Genomic DNA, 25,782 nt, shown 5'->3' with positions numbered 1-25,782 from the left:
TTACATTCTCCACCCTCTGAATTCTTTATTACTACATTCTGGATTACACATTGATTTAAAGGTTATCTATATGTTAACTTAATATTATGAATATTAACAAATGATTTTCACTATTAAAAACTCGCTTTTTCACATCTATGAATCTAGTTATAACTTACTTTTACTACATCCATTATGAGCATCATCGTGGAAGTTCACGATTACGGTACAAAGTGAGACTTTAGTCAGTGGGAGGTTTTTCATCTCCTACTATTTACTATTTACTAATTAAATAAAGCGGGATAACACAAAAGGGACGGTAGCTATGAAAACTTTATTAAAACGACTTATTTTAATAGCCTTTTTCATTACACCAATTGTTTTATTAATCAATTACACTTACATTTCAAAAGCAAAAAATAAACCAGATATACAAAACGCATCAAGCAAGGCAAATTCAACGACCGAAAAGAAAACCGAAGACCCTGAAATTACACTCACCTTCTCTGGTGATACGATGTTCGATTGGCAATTACGTCCCATAATTGAAAAGAACGGGGCTGATTATCCGTTTCAACACGTAAAAGAGGAAATAACGAAGGCTGATATCTCCTTTATTAATTTAGAGTCTGCATTTACAACAAAAGAAAAAAGAGTGCCTGGTCAACAATTTTGGATAAAAAGCGATCCATCTACACTACAAGCAATTAAAAATACTGGATACGATATTGTCAATATTGGCAATAACCATACGCTTGATTATGGACAAGATGGACTACTAGACACCATTTCTCACGTCGAAAAATTAAAACTACCTTACACTGGAGCCGGAAAAAATGCTGAAGATGCCTATACAGCTCGTGAACTAACTGTAAAAGGGAAAAAGTTTAAATTTCTTTCTTTCGTACGCTTTATGCCTAACTTTAATTGGGTAGCTGGTGACAATAAACCAGGCGTTACAAACGGATATGATCTAGATCTTGTCACAAAAACGATTCAAGAGCAAAAGAAAGATGCAGACTATGTAATCGTCTATATGCACTGGGGCGTTGAAAAATCAAATCGCCCGGTAGAGTATCAAAAACAATATGTTCCTAAAATGGTAGAGGCAGGTGCTGACGCTATCGTTGGAAGTCACCCGCATTGGCTACAAGGATTTGAATATCACAATAAGGTTCCTGTAGCTTACTCATTAGGAAACTTTTTATTCCCGAGCTACGTAAACGGAAAAAGTGCCGAAACAGGCGTTTTGACCTTAACGTTTAAAGGGAAAGATGTTCAAATGTCGTTCAATCCTTATATAATACGAAACAATCAAATTTCTCCTGTGAATGAAGAAGAGAAGAAAAAAGCACTTCAATATTTACAAACTGTTTCTACTGATGTAGAAATTGATGAAAGTGGTAAGATAATTAATAAACGAAAATAGAAAGAGAGCTATTATTAGCTCTCTTTCTATTTCTATTAAATAAGTAAATCAAACAATACAGGATTTTTATTAAGCTCCATAAATTGAATGTTATTTTCTTGAAAACGAGTAATTAAAGCCTCATAGTCTTCTCTATGTTTCAATTCTACTCCCACTAATGCAGGCCCGTTCTCTTTATTATGTTTCTTAATATACTCAAAGCGGGTAATATCATCTTCCGGTCCTAATCCTTTATCAAGAAATTCTCGTAGTGCCCCTGAACGTTGTGGAAATTCAATAACGAAGTAATGCTTTAACCCTTCATAAATGAGCGAACGTTCTTTCATTTCTTGCATTCTATCAATATCATTATTCCCACCGCTCAACGTACACACAACCGTTTTATCTTTTATTTCATCTCTGTATAGATCAAGCGCCGCTATAGATAGCGCACCAGCTGGCTCCGCTACAATCGCATTTTTCTTATACAATTCTAATATTGTCGTACAAACCTTTCCCTCTGGCACTAAAACAATGTCGTCAATTACATCTTTACAAGTTTCAAATGTTAACTTTCCTACCTTTTTAACAGCTGCGCCATCAACAAAACTATCAATCCTATCTAATGCGACATTTTCATTTTGTAAAAAGGATTCTTTCATAGATGCAGCCCCCATTGGTTCTACACCGATTACTTTTGTAGTTGGGCTTACACCTTTTACGTATGTACCGATTCCTGATGCTAATCCACCACCACCAATTGCTGTAAATATATAATCAACTGGTTTCTCCATATCGTGCATAATTTCAACAGCAACTGTTCCTTGACCAGCAACGACATACGGATCATCAAACGGATGAACAAATGTCATCCTATTCTGCTCACAATAGCGCTGCGCCTCTTGGAAAGAACTATCAAACGTATCTCCAACTAATACAATTCCTGCGAAATCGCCGCCGAAAAATTCAACTTGTGATACTTTTTGTTTAGGCGTCGTTGTCGGCATGAATATTTTAGACGGAATCTTCAATAAATTACACGTATAAGCAACTCCTTGTGCATGATTACCAGCACTTGCACAAACAACACCATTTTGTAATTGCTCTTTCGATAAACTTTGGATTAAATTGTACGCACCACGAATTTTGAAAGAACGGATAACTTGTAAATCTTCTCGCTTCACATATACGTCACATTCGTATTTCTCAGATAAAACTGTATCACGTTGTAGCGGTGTTTTAATAACGATATCTTTCATGCAATTATGAGCCATTAAGATATCTTCAATTTTCACTCTCTCCTTTACATTTTGCACCATTTTATATCATCCTTATCTCTTTTTTATATTGGCTCAATCAAAATTCGGGATTTTCAGAACTGCACCTGTATTCGCTGATGTTACCATTTGTGCATAGCGTCCAAGCCAGCCAGTTTTCACTTTTGGTTCTGGTCGCTTCCATTCTTTTTTACGCTTCTCTAATTCTTCATCACTAACTCTTACTTCTAACAATCGTTCCTCAACATCAATACAAACTATATCCCCTTGTTCCAGAAGTGCAATCGTTCCTCCCGCAGCTGCTTCTGGTGAAATATGCCCTACCGAAATACCACGTGAAGCACCAGAGAAACGACCATCAGTTAAAAGTGCAACATCTGCCCCCAATCCCATACCAGCAATTGCTGACGTTGGTGCTAACATTTCCGGCATACCAGGTCCGCCTCTTGGTCCTTCGTAACGAATAACAACTACATCTCCTTTCTTGACTTTCCCAAGCATAATGCCGGCAAGCGCCTCATCTTGTGAATTAAAAATAACGCAAGGTCCTTCAAATCGTTTTACTTCTGTTGCCCCACTTTTAATAACCGCTCCGTCTTTCGCAAGGTTTCCTTTTAATATACGTAATCCCCCTTCTTCACTATGAGGATTTTCGAGAGAATGGATAACTTCCTTATCTTTAATCTCTGCATGAGCAATATTTTCTCGCAACGTTTGCCCAGTAGCAGTTATACGATCAAGGTGGAGTACCCCTTCTTTTCGGCTCATCTCTTTCAAAATTGCACTAATCCCTCCCGCGCGATCAATATCTTCCATATGCCAATTAGAAGCTGGACTTACTTTACATAAATGCGGTACACGTCTTGAAACTGCATCAATGCGGTTCATATCGTAATCTAAACCCGCTTCTTGTGCGAGAGCTAGCGTGTGTAATACTGTATTCGTTGATCCACCCATCGCCATATCAAGCGCAAACGCATCATCAATTGCTTCTTCTGTTACAATATCGCGTGGTTTAATATCTCTTTCAATTAAAATTTTTAATTTTTCTGCTGCTTGTTTAATTAACTCTTCACGCCTTGGGTCAATTGCTAAAATACTACCGTTACCAGGCAATGCTAAGCCTAGTACTTCACATAAGCAATTCATAGAGTTCGCTGTAAACATACCGGAACAAGAGCCGCAAGATGGACAGCCATGATCTTCGATATCCTTTAATTCTTCTTCTGAAATTTTCCCAGATTGGTAGGCTCCTACCCCTTCAAACACAGAACTCAAATCGACAACTTCCCCTTTAGAAGTCTTCCCAGCTGCCATCGGTCCACCTGAAACAAATACAGTTGGAATGTTTACACGAAGTGCAGCCATCATCATTCCCGGCGTAATTTTGTCGCAGTTTGGAATACAAATCATCCCATCAAACCAATGCGCATTTACAACTGTTTCTACTGAATCTGCAATGATTTCACGGCTCGGAAGTGAATAACGCATACCGATATGCCCCATCGCAATACCATCATCTACTCCAATTGTATTGAATTCGAATGGAACCATGCCTGCTGCACGCACTGCTTCTTTTACGAGTTTCCCAAACTCATTTAAGTGCTTATGACCTGGAATAATTTCAATAAAAGAATTACAAATTGCTACGAATGGTTTATCAAAATCCTCATCTTTTAAACCAGTTGCTTTTAATAAACTACGATGTGGAGCTTTATCAAAACCTTTTTTAATCATGTCACTTCTCATTTTGTCCAATCCCTTCTTATACATTTCTTCTCTTACTTAATCTATTTTTTTAAATAAAAACTCTCGCCTCAGCAATCAACTACTACTTAATAGTAGCTTTGATTGCTGAGGCGAGAGTTTCGCGTTACCACTCAGCTTCCTTACACTTCTCACGAAATATAAGCTCTGTAGGTCCAATCAGACCCCCGTCCTTTTACCGGAGACGATGCCGCCGCCCTCTACTCAGTTTCCCTTTCGCAAGCGATGCTCCGAGGTGATCTTCAATGATTCGATTGTTACTACTCTCACAGCCTTGGAGCAGCTCTCTGAAACGATCATAATCATCTACTTTCCTCTTCTCTGCATATATAAAATATAAAGTCAGAAGATTCTTAATTAACTTTTATTTATTAAACGTATTATAGGACTTTGTTCTTTTCATTGTCAATATATTTTTTGGATTTTTTAATAAACTTAACCTTCATCCAACTAACATTTTGAATCACACCTAAACAAAATTTTATTTACTTTTGATATCAAATGCTTGTTTTCACGTTATTCTTTATTTATCCCCCCTGATTCCCATTACGTATGAGAAATCAGGGGGATATAAATTTTTCGATACAATTCATCTACATCTTCTTTTCAACGGAAGTATCTTTCCGATCATACTTTACTCCATATTTATTACTCGGTCACAAATAGCATTTACATCCTCTCGATCATGTGTAACAAAAATACATGTCATTCCTTCTTTTTTTAATATATTCTTCAATTCTTGACGAATCTTTCCTCTTAAATCTGCATCTAGATTACTGAATGGTTCATCCATTAAAAGGATGGATGGATTAGGTGCTAGCGCACGCGCTAACGCCACACGCTGCTGCTGTCCACCGCTCAATTCATATGGATAACGCTTTTCAAATCCTTTTAAATCAATAAGCTCTAGCATATGTAGCAATCGATTCTTTTGCTCACTCTTTGGGAAATGATGTAAACCAAACTTAATATTTTTCTCCACCGTTAAATGTGGAAACAATGCATAGTCTTGAAAGACCATTCCCACTTCTCGTTTTTCTGGAACAAGAAAATGTTCATCATCTACAATCGTTTTATTCTTTATTTCAATGCTACCTGATGAAGGATACTCTAATCCTGCAATTAGGCGAAGTAATGTACTTTTCCCACTGCCACTTTTCCCGAGAATCCCAACAATTTCACCTTTTTCAATTGAAATAGACAGCCCATCAATAACATCTTGTTTTGCATTTTTATAACGGAAGCTAAGATTATTCATTTCAAAAAACATTACTACGCCTCCTTCTTCTCTAAACGATAAAAGATATATACTGATACCATACTAATCAAAACAATAATTAACGCTGGAATTGATGCTTCCTGTATTCGCTCATCACTTGCAAATTGATATGTTTTCGTTGCTAACGTATCAAAATTGAATGGGCGTAAAATTAACGTTAACGGAAGTTCTTTCATAATATCTACAAAAGTAAGAATAAAACCGCTAATAATAGTACCTTTCATAAGTGGTAAATCCACTTTGATAAAGGTTTTTGTCATCCCAAACCCTAGCATACGTGATGCTTCATAATACTTCGTCCCCATTTTTTCAAAACCAGCTTCAATAGAATTAAATCCGATTGCTAAGTATCGTATTACATAAGCAAAAATGACCATAACTATCGATAAACTTAAGACAAGTTTTCGATCTGTACCTACCCATTCATATAGTGTAGATAACCCTTTATCTACTGAAATAAATAATGTAAGTACACCAATAGCTAATACGGCACCAGGAATAGAGTAACCAATTGAAACAAACCTTGTTAATACGTTGGAAAATGAATTTTTTTGAACACGACACACATTTGCAATCATAATAGAAAGAACAATAATAATTGTTGTTGCTAGCAATGCTACAAACAATGTATTCTTTATTAATTCAATAAATTGTGTCTGTAACACACTTTCATACGTTAATAACGCCCATGAAATCATTTGTATGAACGGAATAGCAAATGAAAAGGAGAAAATCAATACACAATACGACAACGCTAATAAGCCTTTCCATCCTTTTAATCGAATTGGTGTTAACGCCTTTGTCTTACTCGTTGTAGCACTAAACTTTTTACGGTTTCGTAATAGTTTTTCAATGAATAAGAAAGTAATAACTCCAACCATTAAAATCGCTGCAAGCCTAACCGCCGAATCCACATCATACATTCCAAACCAAGTCTGAAAAATTGCTGTTGAAAAAGTTTGAATCCCAAAATAACTTGCTACTCCGTAATCATTTAGCACCTCTAATATTACTAAACTTACTCCTCCAACGATTGCGACTTGTGAAATAGGTAATACAACCTGATAGAATACTTGCCATTGGTTTTTCCCTAGTAAACGTGCATTTTCTATTAACGAAGCACTTTGATTTTCTAAATACGACTTTGTAATGATATATACATAAGGAAACAAAGTTATCGTAAAAATAAATACGGCACCTTGAATCGACATAATATTGAAATACGATGTATCTACCTTCCATTCTAACGTATTACGAAAGAAACGTTGCACAACTCCTGTATAACTTAGCATTCCACTATATGTATAGGCTGCAATATAAGGCGGAATCGCTAAAGGTAACACAAACATCCATCGAAATAGCTTTTTTAGTGGAAAATCATATGCCGCGACTAGCCAAGCTAGTGTCACACCGACAATAATCGTACATATCCCGGTGAAAAAAGCTAATTGCAAAGTATTCCATATGTAATCACGTAACATATAATCTTTAATGTGCTGCCAATTCTCGTTAACCTTCTGAAACAAACTGATCACAATGAAAAAATTGGGTAGCAAAACAATAGCTACTCCAACGAGGCTAATGGCTACCCAACTGTTCATATTTTGTTTCAGCATTCGTAAGAAATGCTGTTTTTTCATGTTTATTTCCAACCCACTTTATTAAAGATTTGTGTTGCTTTCGCGTTATTTTCACCTAGTACAGCAAAGTCTATTTTTTGCGTTTTAAATGTACCCCATGATTTTAATAGCTCTGGCATTTCTGCTTTTTTATTAACTGGGAATTCAAAGTTTGCTTTTGATAATTCTGTTTGTGCTTTTTCACTTGTGAAGTATTCGATTAATTTCACTGCATTTTCTTTATTTTTACTATGTTTTACTAAACCAGCGCCACTAATGTTAACGTGTGTACCTGTTGTATCTTGGTTAGGGAAGAATACACCTAACTTTTCCGCGACCTTTACTTCTTCTGGATCTTGAGAATTCGCTAATAATCCAACGTAATACGTATTCATAATTGCGACATCCGCTTTACCAGCAACAACTGCTTTCGCTTGATCACGATCGCCGCCCTGTGGATCCTGTGCAAAGTTTTCAACAATACCCTTTGCCCATTCCTCTGCCTTTTGCTCACCATTTAATGCAATAAATGAAGCTAATAATGATTGGTTATATAAACTTGTAGAAGATCTTGCTAACACTTTCCCTTTCCAGTTCGCTGTTGCAATATCCTCATATGTAGACAATTGTTCTGGCTTCACACGGTCCTTTGCATAAACAAGAACACGAGCTCGTGTTGCAAGACCAATCCATTCATTATCTTTATCACGTAAATTTTTTGGAACGTTTTTATCAATTTCTTTAGAACTTACTGGTTGTAATACGCCATTTTTCTTAGCTGTATTCAACACACCACCATCCACTGTAATAAATAAATCAGCTTCAGTGCTTTCCCCTTCTCGTTTTAAACGTTCAATTAATTCTTCTGCTTTTCCTTTTACAACATTAACTTTAACACCTGTGTCTGCTGTAAAGGATTCGAATAATTTATCATCCGATTCATAGTGACGTGCTGTATAAACGTTTACTACTTTACTCTCTTCTTTTTTCTTTGTTTTAGCCGCTACGTCTTCCTCTTTTTTTGACGCGCATCCTGCCAATGTCCCTAATGCCATCATGGCAGCTAAAGAAACTGATAACAACTTCTTCATGTTTGTAATCCTCCCTATTCTCCCCTAAAGATATTGATAATCTTTATCAATATAAATTATAGAAAACTATAATTCAATTACCAATCTATATTCGGAAGCATTTACATGCAGAATTTTAACATTTTTTCTACAATTGATGACAAAATATTTACTTCTTCTATATCCATATATATAATGTAGAAGAATTCACACAATTACTACATTATATGTATTAATTATTACGTGAATAAAAAACTTGATAAAATATTTCATCAAGTTTTTCACAGGACGCTTTTATCAATATTCTTTATGCATGCAACAATAAACGCGTAGGCTACTAACATTAAAGCTTTCAATTACCTGGGAGGAGTAGAAGCGTACCTATACTACTGATTTTCTTTTCCCTCTGATTGTTACTGAGAAACGGTCAATAAATTGATGTGGGCATAGAATCTTTCGTATAAAAAACATATATTTTCAAATCTTTTCTATTGCGTAATAAAACCAACTATATAATACTATATAAAACATATATATTTAGGAGGATTACAGCAATGTCTGAAAAAACATACGAACTCGCTACCTTTGCAGGCGGTTGTTTTTGGTGTATGGTAAAACCATTTGATGAACTTCCTGGCATCCAAAAAGTCACTTCTGGATACGCAGGTGGTCACATTGAAAATCCAACATACGAACAAGTAAAATCAGGGATATCAGGACATTTAGAAGTCGTTCAAATTACATTCGATCCTTCTATTTTCCCGTATCAAAAATTACTTGATTTATATTGGCCACAAATTGATCCAACTGATGATGGTGGGCAATTTTTCGATCGTGGTCCCTCTTACCGCACAGCAATTTTTTATCATAATGAAACACAAAAAGAGCTTGCAGAAAAATCGAAGCAAACTCTAGCAGAAAGCGGTATATTTAAAGATCCTATCGTGACTGAAATTCGCTCAGCTGCACCTTTTTATGAAGCAGAGGAATACCACCAACATTTCTATAAAAAGAATCCAGAGAAATATGCTACCGAGCAAAAAGAATCTGGGCGTGAAGAATTTATTAAAGAAAATTGGTCAAAAAAATAACACACTCTCTCCATGTTTTTTCATCTTTTTGAAAAAACATGGAGTTTTATTATCTTTGGAAGAAATACAAAACGATGATAAGAACGATTACTGTTAATGTCCAAAGCTTTAATTCATTTATCACCCTTCTTTTCTTAGCTGACATTATCTGTCCTCACCTCACTTTTATTTTTCCACAGAAATACCTTTCTCCAATAAACATGAAAAAACCTCCAGTTCATTTCCTGAAGGCTCCATTGTAATGCATACTTATTTCTAGAATTACTTTTTCAATCTCTCAATAAAATCGTTCAACTTATCAAGTGATTTCATATTATGATTACAAGCCACACTATCTTTACAAATATAATTTCCCTTTTTAACGAAAGTTCCCGGTACATCACCCTTTATCTCAACTAAGAACATTCCTACTTCTTCATGCCCATGACATAATGAACAAATACTTTTTTTATTTATACTTTGGAATGTTCCTTGTAGGCCAACAAACTTATTTTTATTGTTTTTCGCTATAATAAATTTCCTGCTCGAGCCTTTATCAATCCAGCCCAAATATGATATTTCTTTCATATTGATTTCTTCCATATCAGGAAGTTTTAATTTTTTTGCCTTAGGGAATAATTTTTTTAACGTTTGTGCTGTAACTTCCTGAAACGGAATTACATACGGATTTATTTTCAGTAAAAATGATTCTGCATCTTCTCTATTTTCGACTGTTAATACCATATCAATTAACTCTTTTTGTTCGGTAGCCAAATTCTCAAAGACATTTAGCACTTTTTCAATAGCAAGAGATTTCAGTGCCGCAATAACCCCTCGATCATTTGCTGTCGCATGTCCATTTGCTAAAATATAAGCTTGTGATTTTATAAAATTATATTGATCACTTCTAATAAAAGCTTCCATCTTTATCACTCCATACAAATTGTTGATCTAGTATCATTGTATACAATAATCATGTTTTACGGTATGTAAAAGACGATTTACAAAAGAACTTTACATAACAAAACCGCCTCTAGGTTTCCCATTAGAGGCGGCTTCCTTATTTAGAATACACGATTTTCTTAATCGTTTCCCCGGACAGAAAATACTTTTCAGCAAGTTGATGAATAGCAATTCCACTTTTAAACGCATCCTTAATTGCTTTATTTCGTTCATCTAATTGCTTTCTTCCTCCAGATTGTGTACCCCATTTATAATGTTCCGTTTCTTGTTTTGGAATGTAAATTGTTTCACCTTGTACATACTTTTGAATTTCAATAATTAAACTTTCTGGTAAAACAGTCGCAGCTTTTACGTATTTCATTTCTGCTCGCCCCTTATTTTTTATGGTTCATTTCAATAAGGTGCAAAGCCAAATATAAAAAATGATACGAGCTCATTTGGGCGATTGTATATTACTTGTCTACCTCACGCAAAGTATCGCCATTTCCATACTTGGCTTTGCATGAGACGTTGCAGTGTCTGGCAATTGAATTATAATCGCCATATAAACACCTCCTAATATACCTTTTGCATTTTATTATATGACAAATCCTCTCACCTTGCACCTTCCATGCTTTCTTAAAGAAAAAGCGCTAGCCTTTCGTTAAAACGATAGACTAGCGCTTTAGATTAAATAATTCCTAATACATTTAGGAATACGATAATAATCGCAATTGGTGCAATATAGCGAAGTAAGAATAACCATAATACGAATAGTTTATAGCCTTTATTTTTACTTACGCCAAGCTCTTTCATTAATACATCTTTCTTCATTTTTAAAGGAACGAAGATGGAAACCAGTAATACGCCTAGTGGCATTAATACGTTACTAACCGCATAATCTGCTAAATCAAAGACAGTCTTTCCAAAAATCTTGAGATCACTTAAAATCCCGAATGATAATGCTGATGGTACACCAACAACGAAGATTAATAACCCAACTATTAAGGCCATTTTTTCGCGTTTCCCTTTACCTTTTGATGTTAATGACGCAACACTAATTTCTAACATCGAAATTGCTGATGTAATAGTAGCAAAGAAGAATAGTAATAAGAAAACGATGAAGAATAATTTTCCGAACGCCATTTTACTGAAAATAGCTGGCAATACGATAAATAATAGTCCCGGTCCTTGAGATGGTTCCATTCCAAATGCGAACACAACTGGGAAAATTGCAAGTCCTGCAAGTAATGTAATAACGAGCGTTAAAGCTACAATAGAAAATGCTGAACGCGGTAAACTTTCTTCTTTCGGTAAGTATGAGCTATACGTTACCATAACGGCTACACCGACAGATAGCGAGAAGAACGATTGCCCCATTGCATATAAAATAATTTCTGACGTTACGTTTGAGAAATCAGGTTGTAAGAAGAAGCGAACTCCTTCTCCAGCACCGTCTAATGTAAGTGCACGAACAATTAATATAAAGAATAAAACGAATAGTGCTGGCATGAAATATTTATTTACTTTTTCAACACCATTTTGTACACCTTTACTTACGATAAAAATAGTAATAAGGATGAATAATAGCTGTGATCCAACCGCTAAATACGGATTGGAAATGATTTCACCAAACGTAGCTTCGTATGCCCCATTTCCTTCCCATAGTCTACCTGTAATCGCATTCCATAAATATAATAGAATCCAACCTCCTACAACACTGTAGAAAGAAAGTAATATGAAACATGTTACAATCCCCAACTTACCTAACCACGGCCATAGCGTTTTAGGTGCAATTTCTCTGTATGCATCAACGGCCTCTTTTTGTGTACTTCTTCCAATAACGAATTCGGCTAATAATAGCGGTAAACCAATTAATAATGTGAAACCGATGAAAATAAGGAAGAACGCGCCGCCTCCTCCGATGCCGGCCATATATGGGAATTTCCAAATCGCCCCAAGACCAATTGCTGAACCTGCTGCAGCTAATATGAAGCCTAATTTCGATGTCCATTGCTGTGAATTCATTTGTTTATCTCCTCTCTTTATCTTTTTTCTGTTTTACAATTCGGTATTTATATTGTTCTATCAATACTATTTTCTAATACACTCCCTTCCTCCCTAATAAAAAAACGCCCCTACGTAAACACGTAGGGACGACAAAAATATCGCGGTACCACCCTAGTTATGAAGATACACAAAAAGTAAGACCTAAATAAAAACGCCCCTACGTAAATACGTAGGGACGATAAAATATCGCGGTACCACCCTAGTTATGAAGACACAACTAAGTAAGACCTAAATAAAAAACGTCCCTACGTAAATACGTAGGGACGATATATATCGCGGTACCACCCTAGTTGTGAAAAAAATCTTCACCACTTTATTTGATAACGGTATGCACTACCGTCTTTCATTTCCTCACAATGTAAGATTTATGAAAGATGCTCCAGGACGAACTTCATGAATAATCTATATACTGATTCACACCAACCATCAGCTCTCTGAAATAGGGAGATTTTCACTACTATACCCTTTCATTGCCCAAATATTATTTTCCGAATTGATTACTATCATTTTTATCATACATTAAAAATAGTGTCAACTCATATTTTGAATTTTTATGTATTACATTCTGTTTAAAAATTCAAAATATGACTTTTGTATGAATAGTATTAGAACATTTATGGTTTATACTGTATTAACTTCTCTAGCGGGTTTATAGTAGTATACGATGAATGCAAGACAGCACGAGTAGGAGGAAAGGATTTTGTCTACTTCAAAAGTTTTAAAAGGCACTGCTTTATTAAGTGGTGCAACAATGATTTCACGAATTTTAGGTTTTATATACTTCTTCCCTTTTCAATTATTAGTTGGAACGCAAGGGGTCGCTTTATACGGATATGCATACTCTTGGTACGGTATTTTATTAAGTTTTTCAACAGCTGGTATTCCTATTGCCGTCTCCAAATTTGTTGCAAAACATAATGCGCTTGGTGATTATAGTACAAGTAAAAAATTATACAACTCTAGCGTAAAATTGATGCTGTTTATGGGCTTTTTAGGATTTTTAATTTTATTTATTGGAGCACCATACATATCACAATTTATTATTCGTTCAAAAACGCCAGATCCACAATTTATCGCCGACGTAACGCTTACGATGCGAGCATTAAGTTTCGCGCTTATTATCGTACCCGCTATGAGTGTTACACGTGGTTATTTCCAAGGCTTTCAACATATGAAACCAAGTGCTGTTTCTCAAGTCGTAGAACAAATCGCACGTGTCGTTTTCATTTTAGTTGGTAGTTTTATTGTCTCAAAACTATTAGGAGGTTCAGTAGCCTCTTCTGTTGCAGTTGCTACATTTGGCGCTGTTATCGGGGCACTTGCCAGCGTCTCAATTTTAATGCTGTACTGGAAAAAATATAATGGATTAAAACCTCCTGAAGGCGAGCTAAAGTCAAGAGCATCCGATATTCCGTTAAAAAATATTTATATGGAATTACTTCGATATGCAATTCCAATTGTATTTGTCGGTATTGCGATTCCACTTTATACGCTAGTAGATCAATATACAGTCGCTGATGTCCTTAGAGCGATGGGAGAGCCTTTAGAAACCGCGAATGCAGTCTTCGCTTATATAACGAACTATGCCCAAAAGTTAATTATGATTCCAGCTTCACTTGCAACTGGATTCTCATTAACGATAATTCCAGCTATTACGAAATCTTATACAAGCGGGAAGCTAGATGAATTACAAGAACAAATTTCAAAGATATTCCAAGTATTGTTATTCTTCACTATCCCAGCCGCATTCGGTTTAGCTAGTATCGCTTACGATGCATTCCGCATGGTTTATGTAAATCCTGAAATTGCACTTGGGGGATCGCAATATTTAATTTCATTTGCACCTTCTGCTATATTAAGTGCGATTTTCACAGTTTCCGCAGCTATATTACAAGGAATTGATTATCAAAGAAAAACAATGATTGCATTCTCAGTCGGTATCCTCGTTAAGGTTTTATTGAATACACCGCTCTTACATTTATTTGGCGGACACGGTGCTGTACTCGGCACAATTCTTGGATATCTCGTTTCAAATATTATTATGTTGTACTGCATCATTAAGTTTGCGAAATTCAAAATTGGTGAAACAACAAAAACAGTATTTCTTATTACGATATACTCCGCAGCAATGTCTGCTGTTGTAATTGCATTAAGAGCATTTATAAGTTGGATTATTCCTGGCCAATCTTATATAGAATCACTGATTATTGTGTTTATATGTGCAGCAGCAGGAGGACTTGTTTATCTTTTATTCGTATTAACGAGCGGACTTGCTTCTCATATTCTCGGTGATCGTATTCAACGTTTACCTGTACTAGGAAAGTTAGTGAAATAAAATAATACTATAATCAGTGGGGTTCTTCCCCCTGATTATTAGCCCTCACCAATCGAACCTTAACCGGCATCACGATTCCTATCTAATCTCCATTATGATGTTATTCATCTTTCCCAAGTTAACATTTCTACATCAAAATTCATTTTCCCTATCATTACCACATGTCCATCGAGCGAATATTATTAAGTACCAAAAACATTTTTATATCTTTTGACAATAAATAGATTATGCAAATTAAGCTTCGTTCTTATTTTGGAGATTTTCTAGTACTTTAAGCACATGAAGATTTTTTCTTATCAACATAAAAATGGAGTCTCAAGATGCTACTCTTGAAACTCCACCTTCTTTCAATTACTATTAGATGTTTAAGAGTTTGATGGATACCAAGAGAATTTTGTGTCACTATCCAGCGGTTTATTCTTAGTTTCCTTTTGGATTAAGTTAAACCACTCATTTAATATTTGAGTTTTTGGCAATTGAGCGGCAGAATCATCTTCCCAGATAATATGTGAAAACCAGGCTTTTGTTTCCCATTCAAATTGTAATTCTGCAAAGGAAATTGTAGGATGTTCAGCTTCATTAAATTGCTGATTTACTGCATTTGAAACTTCTGAGGCTTGAGGTAACAACTCGTTCTGAATTCTATTTTTTATAGTCTCATTTTCTAGCTGATCCCAAAAATACAATTGCCCGTTTATTTGATAGAAAATATCAAATGAAGCCTCACCTTTTTTCAAGTTCAGTAAAACGAATGCACGTTCCACATTATTGTCAGCCGCCTTTACAGCATTAATAATTATGTTTTGTGCCATCGATACCCAATATCCATTTGCTTCTTCTATCGGAGATTCAACATACAATTCTTCATTTAATTCATGTAGAGTTGCTTCTTGATTGTTTACTTGTTCAACTTTTTTGAAAAACCTATTAAAAAAACCCATAACTTCCCCCTTATTACTGTTTTCTTATTTCAATTATAATAAATAGATAATAACAAATTTTCCCTGTAATTCAATTGTATCATTTTCAAATTCTTTATAAAACAAAACGATTTAACAGTATTTATTTATGTATGTAATGCGCTTCTTTAATTAGAAGTTCAACCTTGCAAAGATGGTGACAAAAGTGATTATTGGATATTTAAATATAAATTCTCAAAAGAGTGTCACCGTTAGAGTAGAATATAATCCGATTACAAAGGCATATTGGTCTCGCATTATTGAAATGAGCGAAGAGACAAAAAAGAAATTAAATAAACAATTTAACTTCATAGAAAAATAGAAAACAAACATCTCCCTTAACCTCTTTATACAAAAAGAACCAAGGTTAGAAATGTTTGTTTTCATTTTCTATTTCACAAAATAAAAAATAGATTTTTCTTGCTCATCAATAGTTACTTCTGGAGCGTATGTATGAACTAATTGCACCACTTCTCCTATTAGCAACTCTAATTCTTGCACACTATATTCCGGATTCCCTATTAACGTGTCCGCCATACGTTCATATAAATTTTCAGGTTTAATAGTCATTCGTTCCACATTATATGGCATCCATTTAAATGCAGGATGATGCACATACATTCTATTCAGACCAAATAAGACCCCAAATATATTTCTTTGTACTTCACAAATAATATCATAAAGCATAAGCCAATCTTTCCGCTTCAAAAGTGCCTTGCGATTATGCCAACGATTACTTAACCATAGATTTTCTGAAATCATTCGTTTCGCTAGTTCGTCTGGATATGCCGATACTCTACCTTTTAATTCATTCACTTTCACTTCTCCATACAAACTCACACCATCATGAACCGATGATACAATACATTGTTTCTCATAATTTATATCATACTGCTCTACAACTTCTGAAATAACCTTTTCTACTGTCACTGTTAAAAAATTACTAATCTCTAGTTTAATTCCTTCTTTCGTCAAATATGTTTCCGACCATTCTTCTTCCTCGTAAGGATGATATGATAAAATCGTTCCACCAATATTGTTAATAGGCCCTTGACGATCCTCATCCTCTGGTGGTGATGACCATAATATATGCAATTCAATATCTGAATGTTCATCTTCTAATTTTCTCGCTACAGAGCCTGCTAAAATAATAGCTTCAACTTTCGGATTTTCCCTATAAATCTCCGACATTTCTATCGCTTTCTCTTTTAATCCCATTTCATTTCCCCCTAAAGCTAGATCATTCTCCTTTATTTACATTTATCTATTTCGATATTACATCTTATATTCCCTTTACCACTTTCACCTTTTCAAAATTAACTCAATCATATTTCTATCCAGTAACGCTGCACAATTTCATCAGAATTAGAAGAAACAACTTCATCCTCTAACACACCGCCAACCTTTTGAATTGTTTTAGCCGAACCAACATTCGCTTTATCACAAGTTATTAACACTTTCTTCAAACCTAATTTTTTCGCTTCAGCTAATGAAAGTTGAAGTTGTTTAGTAGCATATCCCTTTCGACGTTCATCGGGATGAATACTATACCCAATATGACCACTTTCCAACAATAACTCTGGATTTAACCTGTGTCGAATATTCACAAAACCTATTATTTTTCCATTCTCAACACTTAAAAACTGACTAGACGGCACTCGATTAGATGGTAAGTTTTCTCCTACTTCTTGTATACTCACTTTTTCAAACCATTCATCAAATGAATCAAAATTTTGTAAAGAACAACTACCGTGTGGTTGTTCTCCTGAATTAGAAAATGCCTGCCTATACTCCATAATTTGTTCGCTATATTTATATTTTGGTTTCAATAGTTTCATCGTCCTTCACCTCTCTTAATAACCTAAAACAAACACCTTAATAGTGGCTATTGCACCATTAAGGTGTTTCTATCGTTTTTATTCAAATAATCCCATACTCAAATAACGTTCACCTGTATCTGGTGCAATACATAAAACTTTTTTGCCAGTGCCTAAACGTTTCGCTATCATTATCGCAGCGTAAACAGAAGCTCCTGAAGATGGTCCTACTAATAAGCCTTCTTGTCTTGCTAAGTTTCTCATAGTAGTTAATGCCTCTTCATCTGCAATTTGAATAATTTCGTTATACACTTCTGTGTTTAAGTTTTTTGGAATAAAACCAGGACTTGTTCCTACTAGTTTATGAGGGCCTGGAACACCACCAGATAAAACTGGTGATCCTTTCGGTTCTACTACTGCAATATATAAGTTGGGTAGTTTCCCTTTTAACGTTTCACCTGTCCCCGTAATTGTTCCACCCGTTCCTGCCGTTGCTACAAATGCATCAAGCTCTCCATCCATTTGTTCATAAATTTCAAGTGCAGTCGTATAGCGATGAATATTCGGATTTGCTGGGTTTTCAAATTGCTGTGGAATGAAACTATTCGGTATTTGTTTTTGTAACTCTACCGCCTTCGCAATTGCTCCTGGCATTCTTTGTTCAGCTGGTGTTAAAACTACTTCTGCTCCGTATGCTTTCAATAAATTAATACGCTCTTTTGACATATTATCTGGCATAATTAAAATAGCTTTATATCCTTTAGCAGCTGCATTCATCGCTAAACCAATTCCTGTATTTCCACTTGTCGGTTCAATAATTGTATCACCAGGTTTTATAAGTCCATTTTCCTCAGCAGCATGAAGTAAATTATAAGCAGCACGGTCTTTCACACTCCGCGACGGATTAAACATTTCCAGTTTTACATACACATCCGCTGCGTCTTCTGGAATAAATTTAGATAATCGGACGACAGGTGTATCTCCTATTAATTCTGTAATGTTTTCACATAATTTCATAGCGCATCCCCTATTCTATCGTTTTCTTATCATTTGGCAGTAACCATGAAGTCAGTCCAATTAATGGTAAACAGCTACATAATAGCATAATAAACTGAAGACTATACATATCAGCCAATTTCCCAAGAACTACAGCACCTAATGCTCCAAGACCAAACGCAAGGCCTACAATTAATCCTGATACCATCCCTACTTTTCCAGGAACAAGCTCTTGCGCATAGACAACAATTACACTAAAACTACTTGAACTAATAAAACCGATACATAAAAATAACGGTACAACCCACACGAGCGAAACGTGAGGTAATAAAAGTGCAAGCGGCGCTGAACCGAGCATTGAAAATACAATTATCTTTTTCTTACCGAATCGATCTGCTAACGGACCACCGAAGAAAGTCCCTAACACCCCTGCAATCATAAAAGCAAAGACGAAATACTGTGCATTTTTTATAGATAAACCGTAATGCTCTATTAAATAAAATTGATAGAAATTCCCGATACCAGCACCGTACCAAGAACGTACGAATGTTAGAAAAACAAGAAGCAAAATAACAAATTTAATGTGCGTACTTACAATCGCATTTTCAGCCTCAAGCGCAGCTCGTTTCTTTCTTCTTACAACGCCATTCATTAATTCATTTTTATACCAATTTGAAACGAAGATTAACAATACAATCCCTACCGCTGCGAAAGCAGTAAAACCAAGAGAACCAATTTGACCGAGCGGAACGAAAATGAGCGCTGTAAAAATTGGTGCCAGAGAGTTCCCTGTATTTCCTCCCACTTGATAAATCGCTTGTGCTAAACCTCGTTTTGCACCTGCTGCCATATAAGCAACTCGGGCACCTTCTGGATGAAAGACTGCAGAACCTAATCCAATAAATAAAACAGAAATAATAACAATAATAAAATTCGGTGCAAATGCGAGTCCAATCATCCCAAGCATACTCGAAAACATACCGAGCGGTAATAAGAATGGTGACGGCTTCTTATCCGAATACATACCAAAAACCGGCTGCATAATCGATGACGTCATATTTAATGCAAACGCAATCCATCCTACTTGCATATAGGATAAATTCATCGTTTTTTCCAAAATAGGAAACAACGCCGGCACAACCGCTTGCATCGAATCATTTAAAAAATGTCCGAAACTAATTGCAAATAGTATACGGTATATTGTCGATGTTTCTACTGCATTTTTTTGTGAAACTGCCTGCATATATGAATCTCTCCTCCCTCTACAAAATATATATTTATTACAGTAAGTTTGAGACTCCCACGACTAAAGTCGCAAGCCCGAATCCTTACGGAATTACGGGCGGGATTCTTGAATGACTAAGCGTTCGCAGTCCATTTCTGTTTTGAACAGCCTTCAAGATGAGGGCATCCCATTGCCCCTCCTAAACCAGACCATATAGGTGCTTAGGCTGATTGACTGTTACCATCAATCACAGTTGCGTAGCGAATATTCATCGCCCCAACGATATCACGGTGTGTCTCAAACCCACATGGACACTTGTACTTTCTGTCTTGTGCCCTGTTCTTTTCAGCACATTTCGGACAGCTTTGACTTGTATAAGCTGGATTCACATATTCAACCTGAATATTAGCTAATATCGCTTTATATTCAATAAATTTTGACAAACGATAGAATGACCAAGTGTGTAGGTTTTTTTCGTTTTTACGGCTTGTTCTTGCCGTCTGTCTTATATTCGTTAATTGTTCTAATCGAATGACAGAAATATGATTTGCAATCGCAAAATCAATAATTTCACGACTTATTTTGTGGTCTTTATCTTGCATCCATCTTTGTTCTTTATCATCCAATCGCCGAATCGCATTCACTTTTTTGGCTTTTCCTAATTTCTTACGAATACAACGAAACTTACGCTTCTTACATTTGTTTTGTCTACCATTTCCAAAGAAACGAACCTTATCATCATCTGTGATTGCTACAGCGGGGACCTTGAGACCTAAGTCTACTCCTAAAATTTTCGTTCCCGCCCTTTCATTTGTAGGAAGCGTGACAGCTATTTGGGCCATCCACTTATTCGATTTCTTTATGATACGAAGTGTACCTAACTTATGTTTTAACAAATCTAAATTGCGATTATTTTTATCTGTTAATAAAGCTCGAACCTTTAAACGAGTTGACTTTCCATTTACCATAAATGGAATGGAAATATAAGTACAGTCAAATGAATAATTTTGATTGTTCCATACACAAACAAGTCTTTTTAGAATCGGAATGATTTTATAATGGCTTTTCTTTACTTTTGTAGCAAACAAACTTTTCGCGTCTTTAATCGCTTGATTCTTCACCGCACTTGGGATATTTGCTTCAATATCTTTTGTGCTTTTTTTCGTAGTTTTCTTTGCTTTAACCATTTCCGATACAAGTGTATTTATAACTTTGATATATTCGTGACTACTTTGTTCCAATAAACGGATTTGTTCTATTGTTGGAATCAATTTCACTTTCACTGTTAGGGTCTGTGACATACGTTTCATCCCCTTGTTTTTTTGATTTTCAGCATCGTTCATTTGATACATTTCTAGCAATAGAAACAAAATAAGAACGTGTCCATAAACTTTGCAACTGCATGAGACGAGGAGATTTTTCTCTCAAACACTTTGAAACGTTCTTCTATCATCATTGATTCTCGTTACAATATATCATTTATTTTCGAAAAATTACAACAAAAAGACCGGAAGAAACTACCTATACTTTGGATACTTAAAGTACCACGAACCTTGCGATTTTTAGTGGTACTCTGTATCCAACCTCACTTTCATCCCATGCCTAAAGGCGATGGGTTTTCTCGTTCGGGAAGGGCTGTAATAAATCAAGACTTTAATCAGAGTAAATTCTGAGTTTTGAAACATTTCTATTCTATACTGGTTTCATTTCTTTTTCCAGAAATACAACTTCTTATAAAATATATTTTTTCTATATGTTTTATCGGATTTATTTATAGAAATTTTCTATATTTTCTTTTATACTAAGGCAGAGATGAAGGGAAGGATGTCAACTATGAAGAAAAAAACAAAAGGAATCGTTGCACTCTCAATCACATTATCTATGTTTTTGACAGCATGTGGTCAAAAACATGAGGCAACAACTACTGGAAAAAAGAAAAAAGAATCGTCACAACAAGTATTAAACATTGTAGAATCTGGGGAAATTTCTACACTCGATTCATCTATCGCAACCGATGGGTTTTCTTACGCTGCTTTAAACAACGTAATGGAAGGATTATATATGCCTGGACCTGATAACAAACCTGTTCCTGCAGCTGCTGAATCATACAAACTAAGTGAAGACGGAAAAACATACACATTTAAATTACACGATTCAAAATGGTCAAATGGTGATCCAGTCACCGCTCATGATTTTGAATACGCATGGAAGCGCGCCGTAAATCCGGAAACTGCTTCTGAATATGCACACATCATGTTCGATATTAAAAACGCTGAAAAAATAAATAAAAAAGAATTGCCAATCGATTCATTCGGTGTAAAAGCAATTGACGATAACACGTTAGAAGTACAGTTAGAGCACCCTGTTCCATACTTTTTAGGTTTAATGGGATTTGCAACATTTTATCCTCAAAACAAAAAAGTAGTAGAAGCTCAAGGGAAAAATTACGGACTTGAAGCTGCAAATGTAGTTTATAACGGGCCGTTCCAATTAAGTGAATGGAAACATGATACGAGTTACAAAATGACGAAGAATCCAAATTACTGGGATAATAAAAATGTGAAATTGAATGAAATTAATGTAAATATAGTGAAAGATACTTCAACAGCTGTTAATTTATTCGAAAGTAAACAAGTAGACCGTATCACGATTAATTCAGAGTTTGTCGACAAATACCAAAAGGATCCTAGCTTAAAGAAAATGGAACGCCCTTCCATGACATTTTTCCGTTTTAGTCAGAAGAATCCTTTATTAGCAAATAAAAATGCCCGAAAAGCTATCTCTCTTGCCTTTGATAAACAAGGAATCGCAACAACGATTTTAAATAATGGTTCAATACCTGCGAATGCCTTCGTTCCAAAAGGATTCGTAAAAGGCCCTGACAATAAAGATTTTCGCAGTACAAGTAATGTAAAAGTAGAAACAAATGTAAACGAAGCAAAAAAACTATGGGAAACTGCGAAAAAAGAAACAAATTTACAAAATGCTTCTCTTTCAATCATAACAACGGATGAGTCTAACGATAAAAAAATTAGCGAGTTTTTAAAGGGTGAACTCGAGAAAAATTTACCGGGATTAAAAATTACGTTACAACCACTTCCAGTAAAAGCATTTTTAGATCGCGAAGGAAATGGTGACTTTGAAATTTCACTTTCTACATGGGGACCAGATTATCCTGATCCTACAACATTTTTAAATATGTTCGTCACAGATGGACCTTTTAATAAAATGAGCTATTCAAACAAACGGTACGACGAATTAATTGAAAAAACGAGCTCTACTTTAGTAACTGATTTATCAGCACGCTGGAAAGCGTTCCAAGATGCTGAGAAAATTTTAATTGAAGACGATGCAGCCATTGCTCCAATTTTCCAATCAGGACTTGTATATTTAGAACGACCAACCGTACAAGGTGTTGTTATTCGTCCATTTGCTGGAATCTACTCTTATAAATGGGCTTATATTGAAGAATAAGAAAAAGGCGATCCTAAAACATATTAGGATCGCCTTTTTCTATTAAATAGCAAAGCGCTTATACTTCTCATAATCACTCGTCTTACATTCTAGTGCAATTTTCGTACCTTCGTTTTCATAACTCGTAGATAACACGTGCGCATGATTATTGAAATAAGAAACTACCTGTCCTTGATCATACGGAATTAACATTTCACACTTTGTATACTCTTTATAAATGTGTGAGCGGATCATTTCTACAAGCTCTTCAATTCCAACATGTTTCTTCGCTGATAAATAAACGCGATCTTCTTGTACTTTTGGAATTTCAACATCTACCATATCTGATTTGTTATATGCATAAATTGTCGGGATATTTTCCACGCCAATTTTCTTTAACGTTTCATTTGTAATATCAATTAATTGTTCATAATTTGGATTTGCGTAATCTACAACGTGAATAAGTAAATCTGCTTCGGCTACTTCTTCTAACGTTGAGCGGAAAGCTTTTACAAGATGATGCGGTAATTTACTAACAAATCCAACTGTATCCGTTAATAAAAAAGATTTATTATCTGGCAAATCAATATTTCGTACAGATGTTTCTAACGTCGCAAATAACATATCTTTTTCAAATACTTGTTTTTCTTCCGTGCCATTATATATTTCAAGCATTGCATTCATCGTCGTTGACTTTCCTGCGTTCGTATAGCCTACTAATGCTACAACTGGTATTTCATTTTTCTTACGTTGCTTTCGCTGTGTTTGACGCTGGGCAACAAGTGCTTCTAAATCTTTATTTAAAACTGAAATTTGCTCTTCGATTTTACGACGATCTAACTCTAATTTCTTCTCACCGACACCTTTATTTTTCGTGCCAACACCACCACTCTGTCTTCCTAAAGATTCACGAAGACCGATTAAACGAGGCATCATATACTGAAGATGCGCTACTTCTACTTGCAACTGCGCTTCTTTCGTTTTCGCACGTTGCGCAAAAATATCTAAAATTAAGATGGTACGATCAATAACCTTACATTCTAAATCTCCCTCTAGATTTCGAATTTGTGATGGAGATAATTCATCATTAAAGATGACCATATTCGCGTCTATTTCTTTTACGTAGGCCGCTACTTCTTCAATCTTTCCTTTTCCAATATAATGAGATGGATTTACTCGTTGTAAATTTTGCGTCACTTGCCCAATTACCTCTACATCGCAAGCTTCTGCAAGATTTTCTAACTCTTCCATCGAATATGCAAAATCACTTTCATTACCTAAATTTACACCAACTAAAACTGCTCTTTGTAATAATTCTTCCATATATTTATTCCTCCATTTCGATTACGCAAAATAAAAAACACAGGTCACTGCCTGTGTTTTCGTAAACGGATAAGGGTTCACCAAAGAAATAGAAGAAAGCAATGCTCTCGTCCTATTACATAGTCAAAAAGTCCCAAGATGGTATAAGCGTCCAACAAGTGTTCACCTATATCACCCCATTCTATTTATAAAGGCAAAACAAAAAGAGGGCGTATTCGTCCCTCCCTCTTTTTCACATATAAGCTTAATAAAAGGGTTCCTTTAAAATAGGCAGACCAATCCCGTTCACTCTGTACACAGACAGAGCCTTTGAGCGCTATTCAATTATCGGCACAAAGTATTGAGACGTAATCTGATTAAGATCAAAGGAAGCCCCTCCGTTCATTTTAAGTTACATAAAGTGTAGCATAAGTATTTCGCTTTCACAAGATTAAACCACCTATAGAAACAGAAAGAAAATCTTTGTATTTTTACTTTAATCGTCATTTTTTGCGAGCTCTTCTCACAATAAAAATAACAAAAGCGATTATCAATAACACACCTATAGAAATGATAGCAACTTTCCACCAGCTTAAACCGTTAGCCATATCCCCTTTTAAATTCACCTTCTTCGATGGAACAGACTCTTTTGCAATATGACTTAAAGCATTTTTCTCCATCCCTGCCTCATCTAATCTCTTCGTTCCACTGCAACTATATGTGTATAATTGTTTCTCTTCCCCCCTTTGAGAAGAAAACACTAAGTACTCTCCTCCCTCTAAAAAGTGAAATACACAATCACCACCATTTGTATATATAATAATTTGCGAAGAACTTGTCCCTTTCCAAATTTTCTTCACTTCAAATAATACTTCAGTTCCAACTCCCTCTTTCCTTTGAACCTCAACTACTTTCCCCTCAAACACCACATCGTTTTTTTGAAATGCATCCTCTGGAGATTTTTTAATACAGTCACAAGCATAAGATTTCTCTGGAAAAATAATAAGAATAAAGCTACAAATAACGACAATAGGCAACATGTGCAAAATTCTTTTCAAGGGGCTCAACTCCCTTCATTATCAATTTTAGAAGCTTCCCGTATATTATTTTTACGTCACTCGCCAAATTCCTCCATAGTAAATTAAACATTATCGTTTCCATACAATAAAAGTCTTTATTGACATTTTTATAACCTCATATTAGTATCAGGTTAT

At 35.3% G+C, this 25,782-nt stretch carries 20 protein-coding genes, 1 pseudogene and 2 other annotated features; of the genes and pseudogenes, 4 read left to right on the top strand and 17 right to left on the bottom strand.

Features of this window, described 5'->3' with window-relative positions; translation table 11 throughout:
* Positions 1-304: 304 nt before the first annotated feature.
* Positions 305-1,408: a CapA family protein gene (locus MR109_RS09955; protein WP_002171364.1), complete on the top strand. Its 1,104-nt coding sequence runs from the start codon at positions 305-307 to the stop codon at positions 1,406-1,408.
* Between the two features lie 35 nt (positions 1,409-1,443).
* On the opposite strand, the gene ilvA is transcribed toward MR109_RS09955, so the two are convergent.
* The 5 genes from ilvA to MR109_RS09930 all read right to left on the bottom strand — a co-directional run bounded on the left by ilvA (position 1,444) and on the right by MR109_RS09930 (position 8,420).
* Complete coding sequence (ilvA, locus tag MR109_RS09950) at positions 1,444-2,706, bottom strand: threonine ammonia-lyase IlvA (protein ID WP_242271935.1); 1,263 nt, start codon at positions 2,704-2,706, stop codon at positions 1,444-1,446.
* A 33-nt stretch (positions 2,707-2,739) separates the two neighbouring features.
* Positions 2,740-4,413 (bottom strand): dihydroxy-acid dehydratase, encoded by a 1,674-nt coding sequence (gene ilvD / locus MR109_RS09945; RefSeq protein WP_002171362.1) that lies wholly within the window; start codon positions 4,411-4,413, stop codon positions 2,740-2,742.
* A 103-nt stretch (positions 4,414-4,516) separates the two neighbouring features.
* Positions 4,517-4,762, bottom strand: a binding site (T-box leader).
* Positions 4,763-5,065: 303 nt separating this feature from the next.
* Positions 5,066-5,701, bottom strand: a complete 636-nt coding sequence (locus MR109_RS09940) for an ABC transporter ATP-binding protein (RefSeq protein ID WP_242271934.1) — start codon at positions 5,699-5,701, stop codon at positions 5,066-5,068.
* Between the two features lie 2 nt (positions 5,702-5,703).
* Positions 5,704-7,350: an ABC transporter permease gene (locus tag MR109_RS09935; RefSeq protein ID WP_025148928.1), complete on the bottom strand. Its 1,647-nt coding sequence runs from the start codon at positions 7,348-7,350 to the stop codon at positions 5,704-5,706.
* Positions 7,351-7,352: 2 nt separating this feature from the next.
* Positions 7,353-8,420 (bottom strand): Fe(3+) ABC transporter substrate-binding protein, encoded by a 1,068-nt coding sequence (locus MR109_RS09930; RefSeq protein ID WP_071720711.1) that lies wholly within the window; start codon positions 8,418-8,420, stop codon positions 7,353-7,355.
* Between the two features lie 533 nt (positions 8,421-8,953).
* Here MR109_RS09930 and msrA point away from each other — a divergent pair.
* Positions 8,954-9,490 (top strand): peptide-methionine (S)-S-oxide reductase MsrA, encoded by a 537-nt coding sequence (gene msrA / locus MR109_RS09925; RefSeq protein WP_098473115.1) that lies wholly within the window; start codon positions 8,954-8,956, stop codon positions 9,488-9,490.
* Positions 9,491-9,751: 261 nt separating this feature from the next.
* Here the strand turns inward: msrA and MR109_RS09920 are convergent, their stop codons facing one another.
* The 3 genes from MR109_RS09920 to MR109_RS09910 all read right to left on the bottom strand — a co-directional run bounded on the left by MR109_RS09920 (position 9,752) and on the right by MR109_RS09910 (position 12,439).
* A complete protein-coding gene (locus MR109_RS09920; RefSeq protein ID WP_025148931.1) occupies positions 9,752-10,393 on the bottom strand; it encodes a FusB/FusC family EF-G-binding protein in 642 nt (213 codons plus the stop codon).
* 136 nt (positions 10,394-10,529) lie between these two features.
* Positions 10,530-10,793: a CD3324 family protein gene (locus MR109_RS09915; protein ID WP_002171359.1), complete on the bottom strand. Its 264-nt coding sequence runs from the start codon at positions 10,791-10,793 to the stop codon at positions 10,530-10,532.
* A gap of 308 nt (positions 10,794-11,101) precedes the next feature.
* A complete protein-coding gene (locus MR109_RS09910; protein ID WP_242271933.1) occupies positions 11,102-12,439 on the bottom strand; it encodes a sodium-dependent transporter in 1,338 nt (445 codons plus the stop codon).
* Positions 12,440-12,737: 298 nt separating this feature from the next.
* Positions 12,738-12,961: a binding site (T-box leader), on the bottom strand.
* A gap of 220 nt (positions 12,962-13,181) precedes the next feature.
* Between MR109_RS09910 and MR109_RS09905 the strand changes: the two genes are divergently transcribed.
* Positions 13,182-14,816, top strand: coding sequence for a putative polysaccharide biosynthesis protein (locus MR109_RS09905; RefSeq protein ID WP_242271932.1), 1,635 nt, complete (start codon positions 13,182-13,184; stop codon positions 14,814-14,816).
* A 365-nt stretch (positions 14,817-15,181) separates the two neighbouring features.
* Here the strand turns inward: MR109_RS09905 and MR109_RS09900 are convergent, their stop codons facing one another.
* The 7 genes and pseudogenes from MR109_RS09900 to MR109_RS09870 all read right to left on the bottom strand — a co-directional run.
* Positions 15,182-15,757, bottom strand: coding sequence for a hypothetical protein (locus tag MR109_RS09900; protein WP_025148934.1), 576 nt, complete (start codon positions 15,755-15,757; stop codon positions 15,182-15,184).
* A gap of 408 nt (positions 15,758-16,165) precedes the next feature.
* Positions 16,166-16,993 (bottom strand): DUF4037 domain-containing protein, encoded by an 828-nt coding sequence (locus MR109_RS09895; protein ID WP_098790472.1) that lies wholly within the window; start codon positions 16,991-16,993, stop codon positions 16,166-16,168.
* A 107-nt stretch (positions 16,994-17,100) separates the two neighbouring features.
* A complete protein-coding gene (locus tag MR109_RS09890; RefSeq protein ID WP_242271930.1) occupies positions 17,101-17,613 on the bottom strand; it encodes a GNAT family N-acetyltransferase in 513 nt (170 codons plus the stop codon).
* A 78-nt stretch (positions 17,614-17,691) separates the two neighbouring features.
* Positions 17,692-18,609: a cysteine synthase A gene (gene cysK / locus MR109_RS09885; protein ID WP_048375904.1), complete on the bottom strand. Its 918-nt coding sequence runs from the start codon at positions 18,607-18,609 to the stop codon at positions 17,692-17,694.
* A gap of 10 nt (positions 18,610-18,619) precedes the next feature.
* The gene (locus MR109_RS09880) at positions 18,620-19,831 is read right to left on the bottom strand and encodes an MFS transporter (protein ID WP_242271928.1); all 1,212 of its coding nucleotides are present in this window, start codon (positions 19,829-19,831) and stop codon (positions 18,620-18,622) included.
* A gap of 203 nt (positions 19,832-20,034) precedes the next feature.
* Positions 20,035-21,114, bottom strand: coding sequence for a transposase (locus MR109_RS09875; protein ID WP_242271925.1), 1,080 nt, complete (start codon positions 21,112-21,114; stop codon positions 20,035-20,037).
* A gap of 28 nt (positions 21,115-21,142) precedes the next feature.
* A pseudogene (locus MR109_RS09870) lies at positions 21,143-21,250 on the bottom strand (IS200/IS605 family transposase); the annotation flags it as partial.
* A 396-nt stretch (positions 21,251-21,646) separates the two neighbouring features.
* Here MR109_RS09870 and MR109_RS09865 point away from each other — a divergent pair.
* The gene (locus MR109_RS09865) at positions 21,647-23,287 is read left to right on the top strand and encodes a peptide ABC transporter substrate-binding protein (protein WP_242271924.1); all 1,641 of its coding nucleotides are present in this window, start codon (positions 21,647-21,649) and stop codon (positions 23,285-23,287) included.
* Between the two features lie 42 nt (positions 23,288-23,329).
* Here the strand turns inward: MR109_RS09865 and hflX are convergent, their stop codons facing one another.
* Together hflX and MR109_RS09855 are read right to left on the bottom strand one after the other, a co-directional pair.
* Positions 23,330-24,589, bottom strand: a complete 1,260-nt coding sequence (gene hflX / locus MR109_RS09860) for a GTPase HflX (RefSeq protein WP_242271923.1) — start codon at positions 24,587-24,589, stop codon at positions 23,330-23,332.
* Between the two features lie 482 nt (positions 24,590-25,071).
* Positions 25,072-25,626: a cobalamin biosynthesis protein CbiN gene (locus tag MR109_RS09855; protein ID WP_178940281.1), complete on the bottom strand. Its 555-nt coding sequence runs from the start codon at positions 25,624-25,626 to the stop codon at positions 25,072-25,074.
* Positions 25,627-25,782 lie beyond the last annotated feature (156 nt).

This window comes from Bacillus cereus group sp. BfR-BA-01310 (genome assembly GCF_022664325.1).
Taxonomy (GTDB): Bacteria; Bacillota; Bacilli; order Bacillales; family Bacillaceae_G; genus Bacillus_A; species Bacillus_A paramycoides.
This window is presented reverse-complemented; position numbering and strand designations above follow the sequence as displayed.

Excerpts from the sequence above, each read along its gene's own strand:
- MR109_RS09880 (WP_242271928.1), bottom strand. The coding sequence starts at position 19,831 with ATGCAGGCAGTTTCACAAAAAAATGCAGTAGAAACATCGACAATATAC.
- MR109_RS09890 (WP_242271930.1), bottom strand. The coding sequence starts at position 17,613 with ATGAAACTATTGAAACCAAAATATAAATATAGCGAACAAATTATGGAG.
- MR109_RS09910 (WP_242271933.1), bottom strand. The coding sequence starts at position 12,439 with ATGAATTCACAGCAATGGACATCGAAATTAGGCTTCATATTAGCTGCA.
- hflX (WP_242271923.1), bottom strand. The coding sequence starts at position 24,589 with ATGGAAGAATTATTACAAAGAGCAGTTTTAGTTGGTGTAAATTTAGGT.
- MR109_RS09955 (WP_002171364.1), top strand. The coding sequence starts at position 305 with ATGAAAACTTTATTAAAACGACTTATTTTAATAGCCTTTTTCATTACA.
- ilvD (WP_002171362.1), bottom strand. The coding sequence starts at position 4,413 with ATGAGAAGTGACATGATTAAAAAAGGTTTTGATAAAGCTCCACATCGT.
- MR109_RS09920 (WP_025148931.1), bottom strand. The coding sequence starts at position 10,393 with ATGGAAGCTTTTATTAGAAGTGATCAATATAATTTTATAAAATCACAA.
- MR109_RS09900 (WP_025148934.1), bottom strand. The coding sequence starts at position 15,757 with ATGGGTTTTTTTAATAGGTTTTTCAAAAAAGTTGAACAAGTAAACAAT.
- MR109_RS09895 (WP_098790472.1), bottom strand. The coding sequence starts at position 16,993 with ATGGGATTAAAAGAGAAAGCGATAGAAATGTCGGAGATTTATAGGGAA.
- MR109_RS09915 (WP_002171359.1), bottom strand. The coding sequence starts at position 10,793 with ATGAAATACGTAAAAGCTGCGACTGTTTTACCAGAAAGTTTAATTATT.
- MR109_RS09940 (WP_242271934.1), bottom strand. The coding sequence starts at position 5,701 with ATGTTTTTTGAAATGAATAATCTTAGCTTCCGTTATAAAAATGCAAAA.
- cysK (WP_048375904.1), bottom strand. The coding sequence starts at position 18,609 with ATGAAATTATGTGAAAACATTACAGAATTAATAGGAGATACACCTGTC.
- MR109_RS09875 (WP_242271925.1), bottom strand. The coding sequence starts at position 21,114 with ATGTCACAGACCCTAACAGTGAAAGTGAAATTGATTCCAACAATAGAA.
- MR109_RS09930 (WP_071720711.1), bottom strand. The coding sequence starts at position 8,420 with ATGAAGAAGTTGTTATCAGTTTCTTTAGCTGCCATGATGGCATTAGGG.
- msrA (WP_098473115.1), top strand. The coding sequence starts at position 8,954 with ATGTCTGAAAAAACATACGAACTCGCTACCTTTGCAGGCGGTTGTTTT.
- MR109_RS09865 (WP_242271924.1), top strand. The coding sequence starts at position 21,647 with ATGAAGAAAAAAACAAAAGGAATCGTTGCACTCTCAATCACATTATCT.
- MR109_RS09935 (WP_025148928.1), bottom strand. The coding sequence starts at position 7,350 with ATGAAAAAACAGCATTTCTTACGAATGCTGAAACAAAATATGAACAGT.
- ilvA (WP_242271935.1), bottom strand. The coding sequence starts at position 2,706 with ATGGTGCAAAATGTAAAGGAGAGAGTGAAAATTGAAGATATCTTAATG.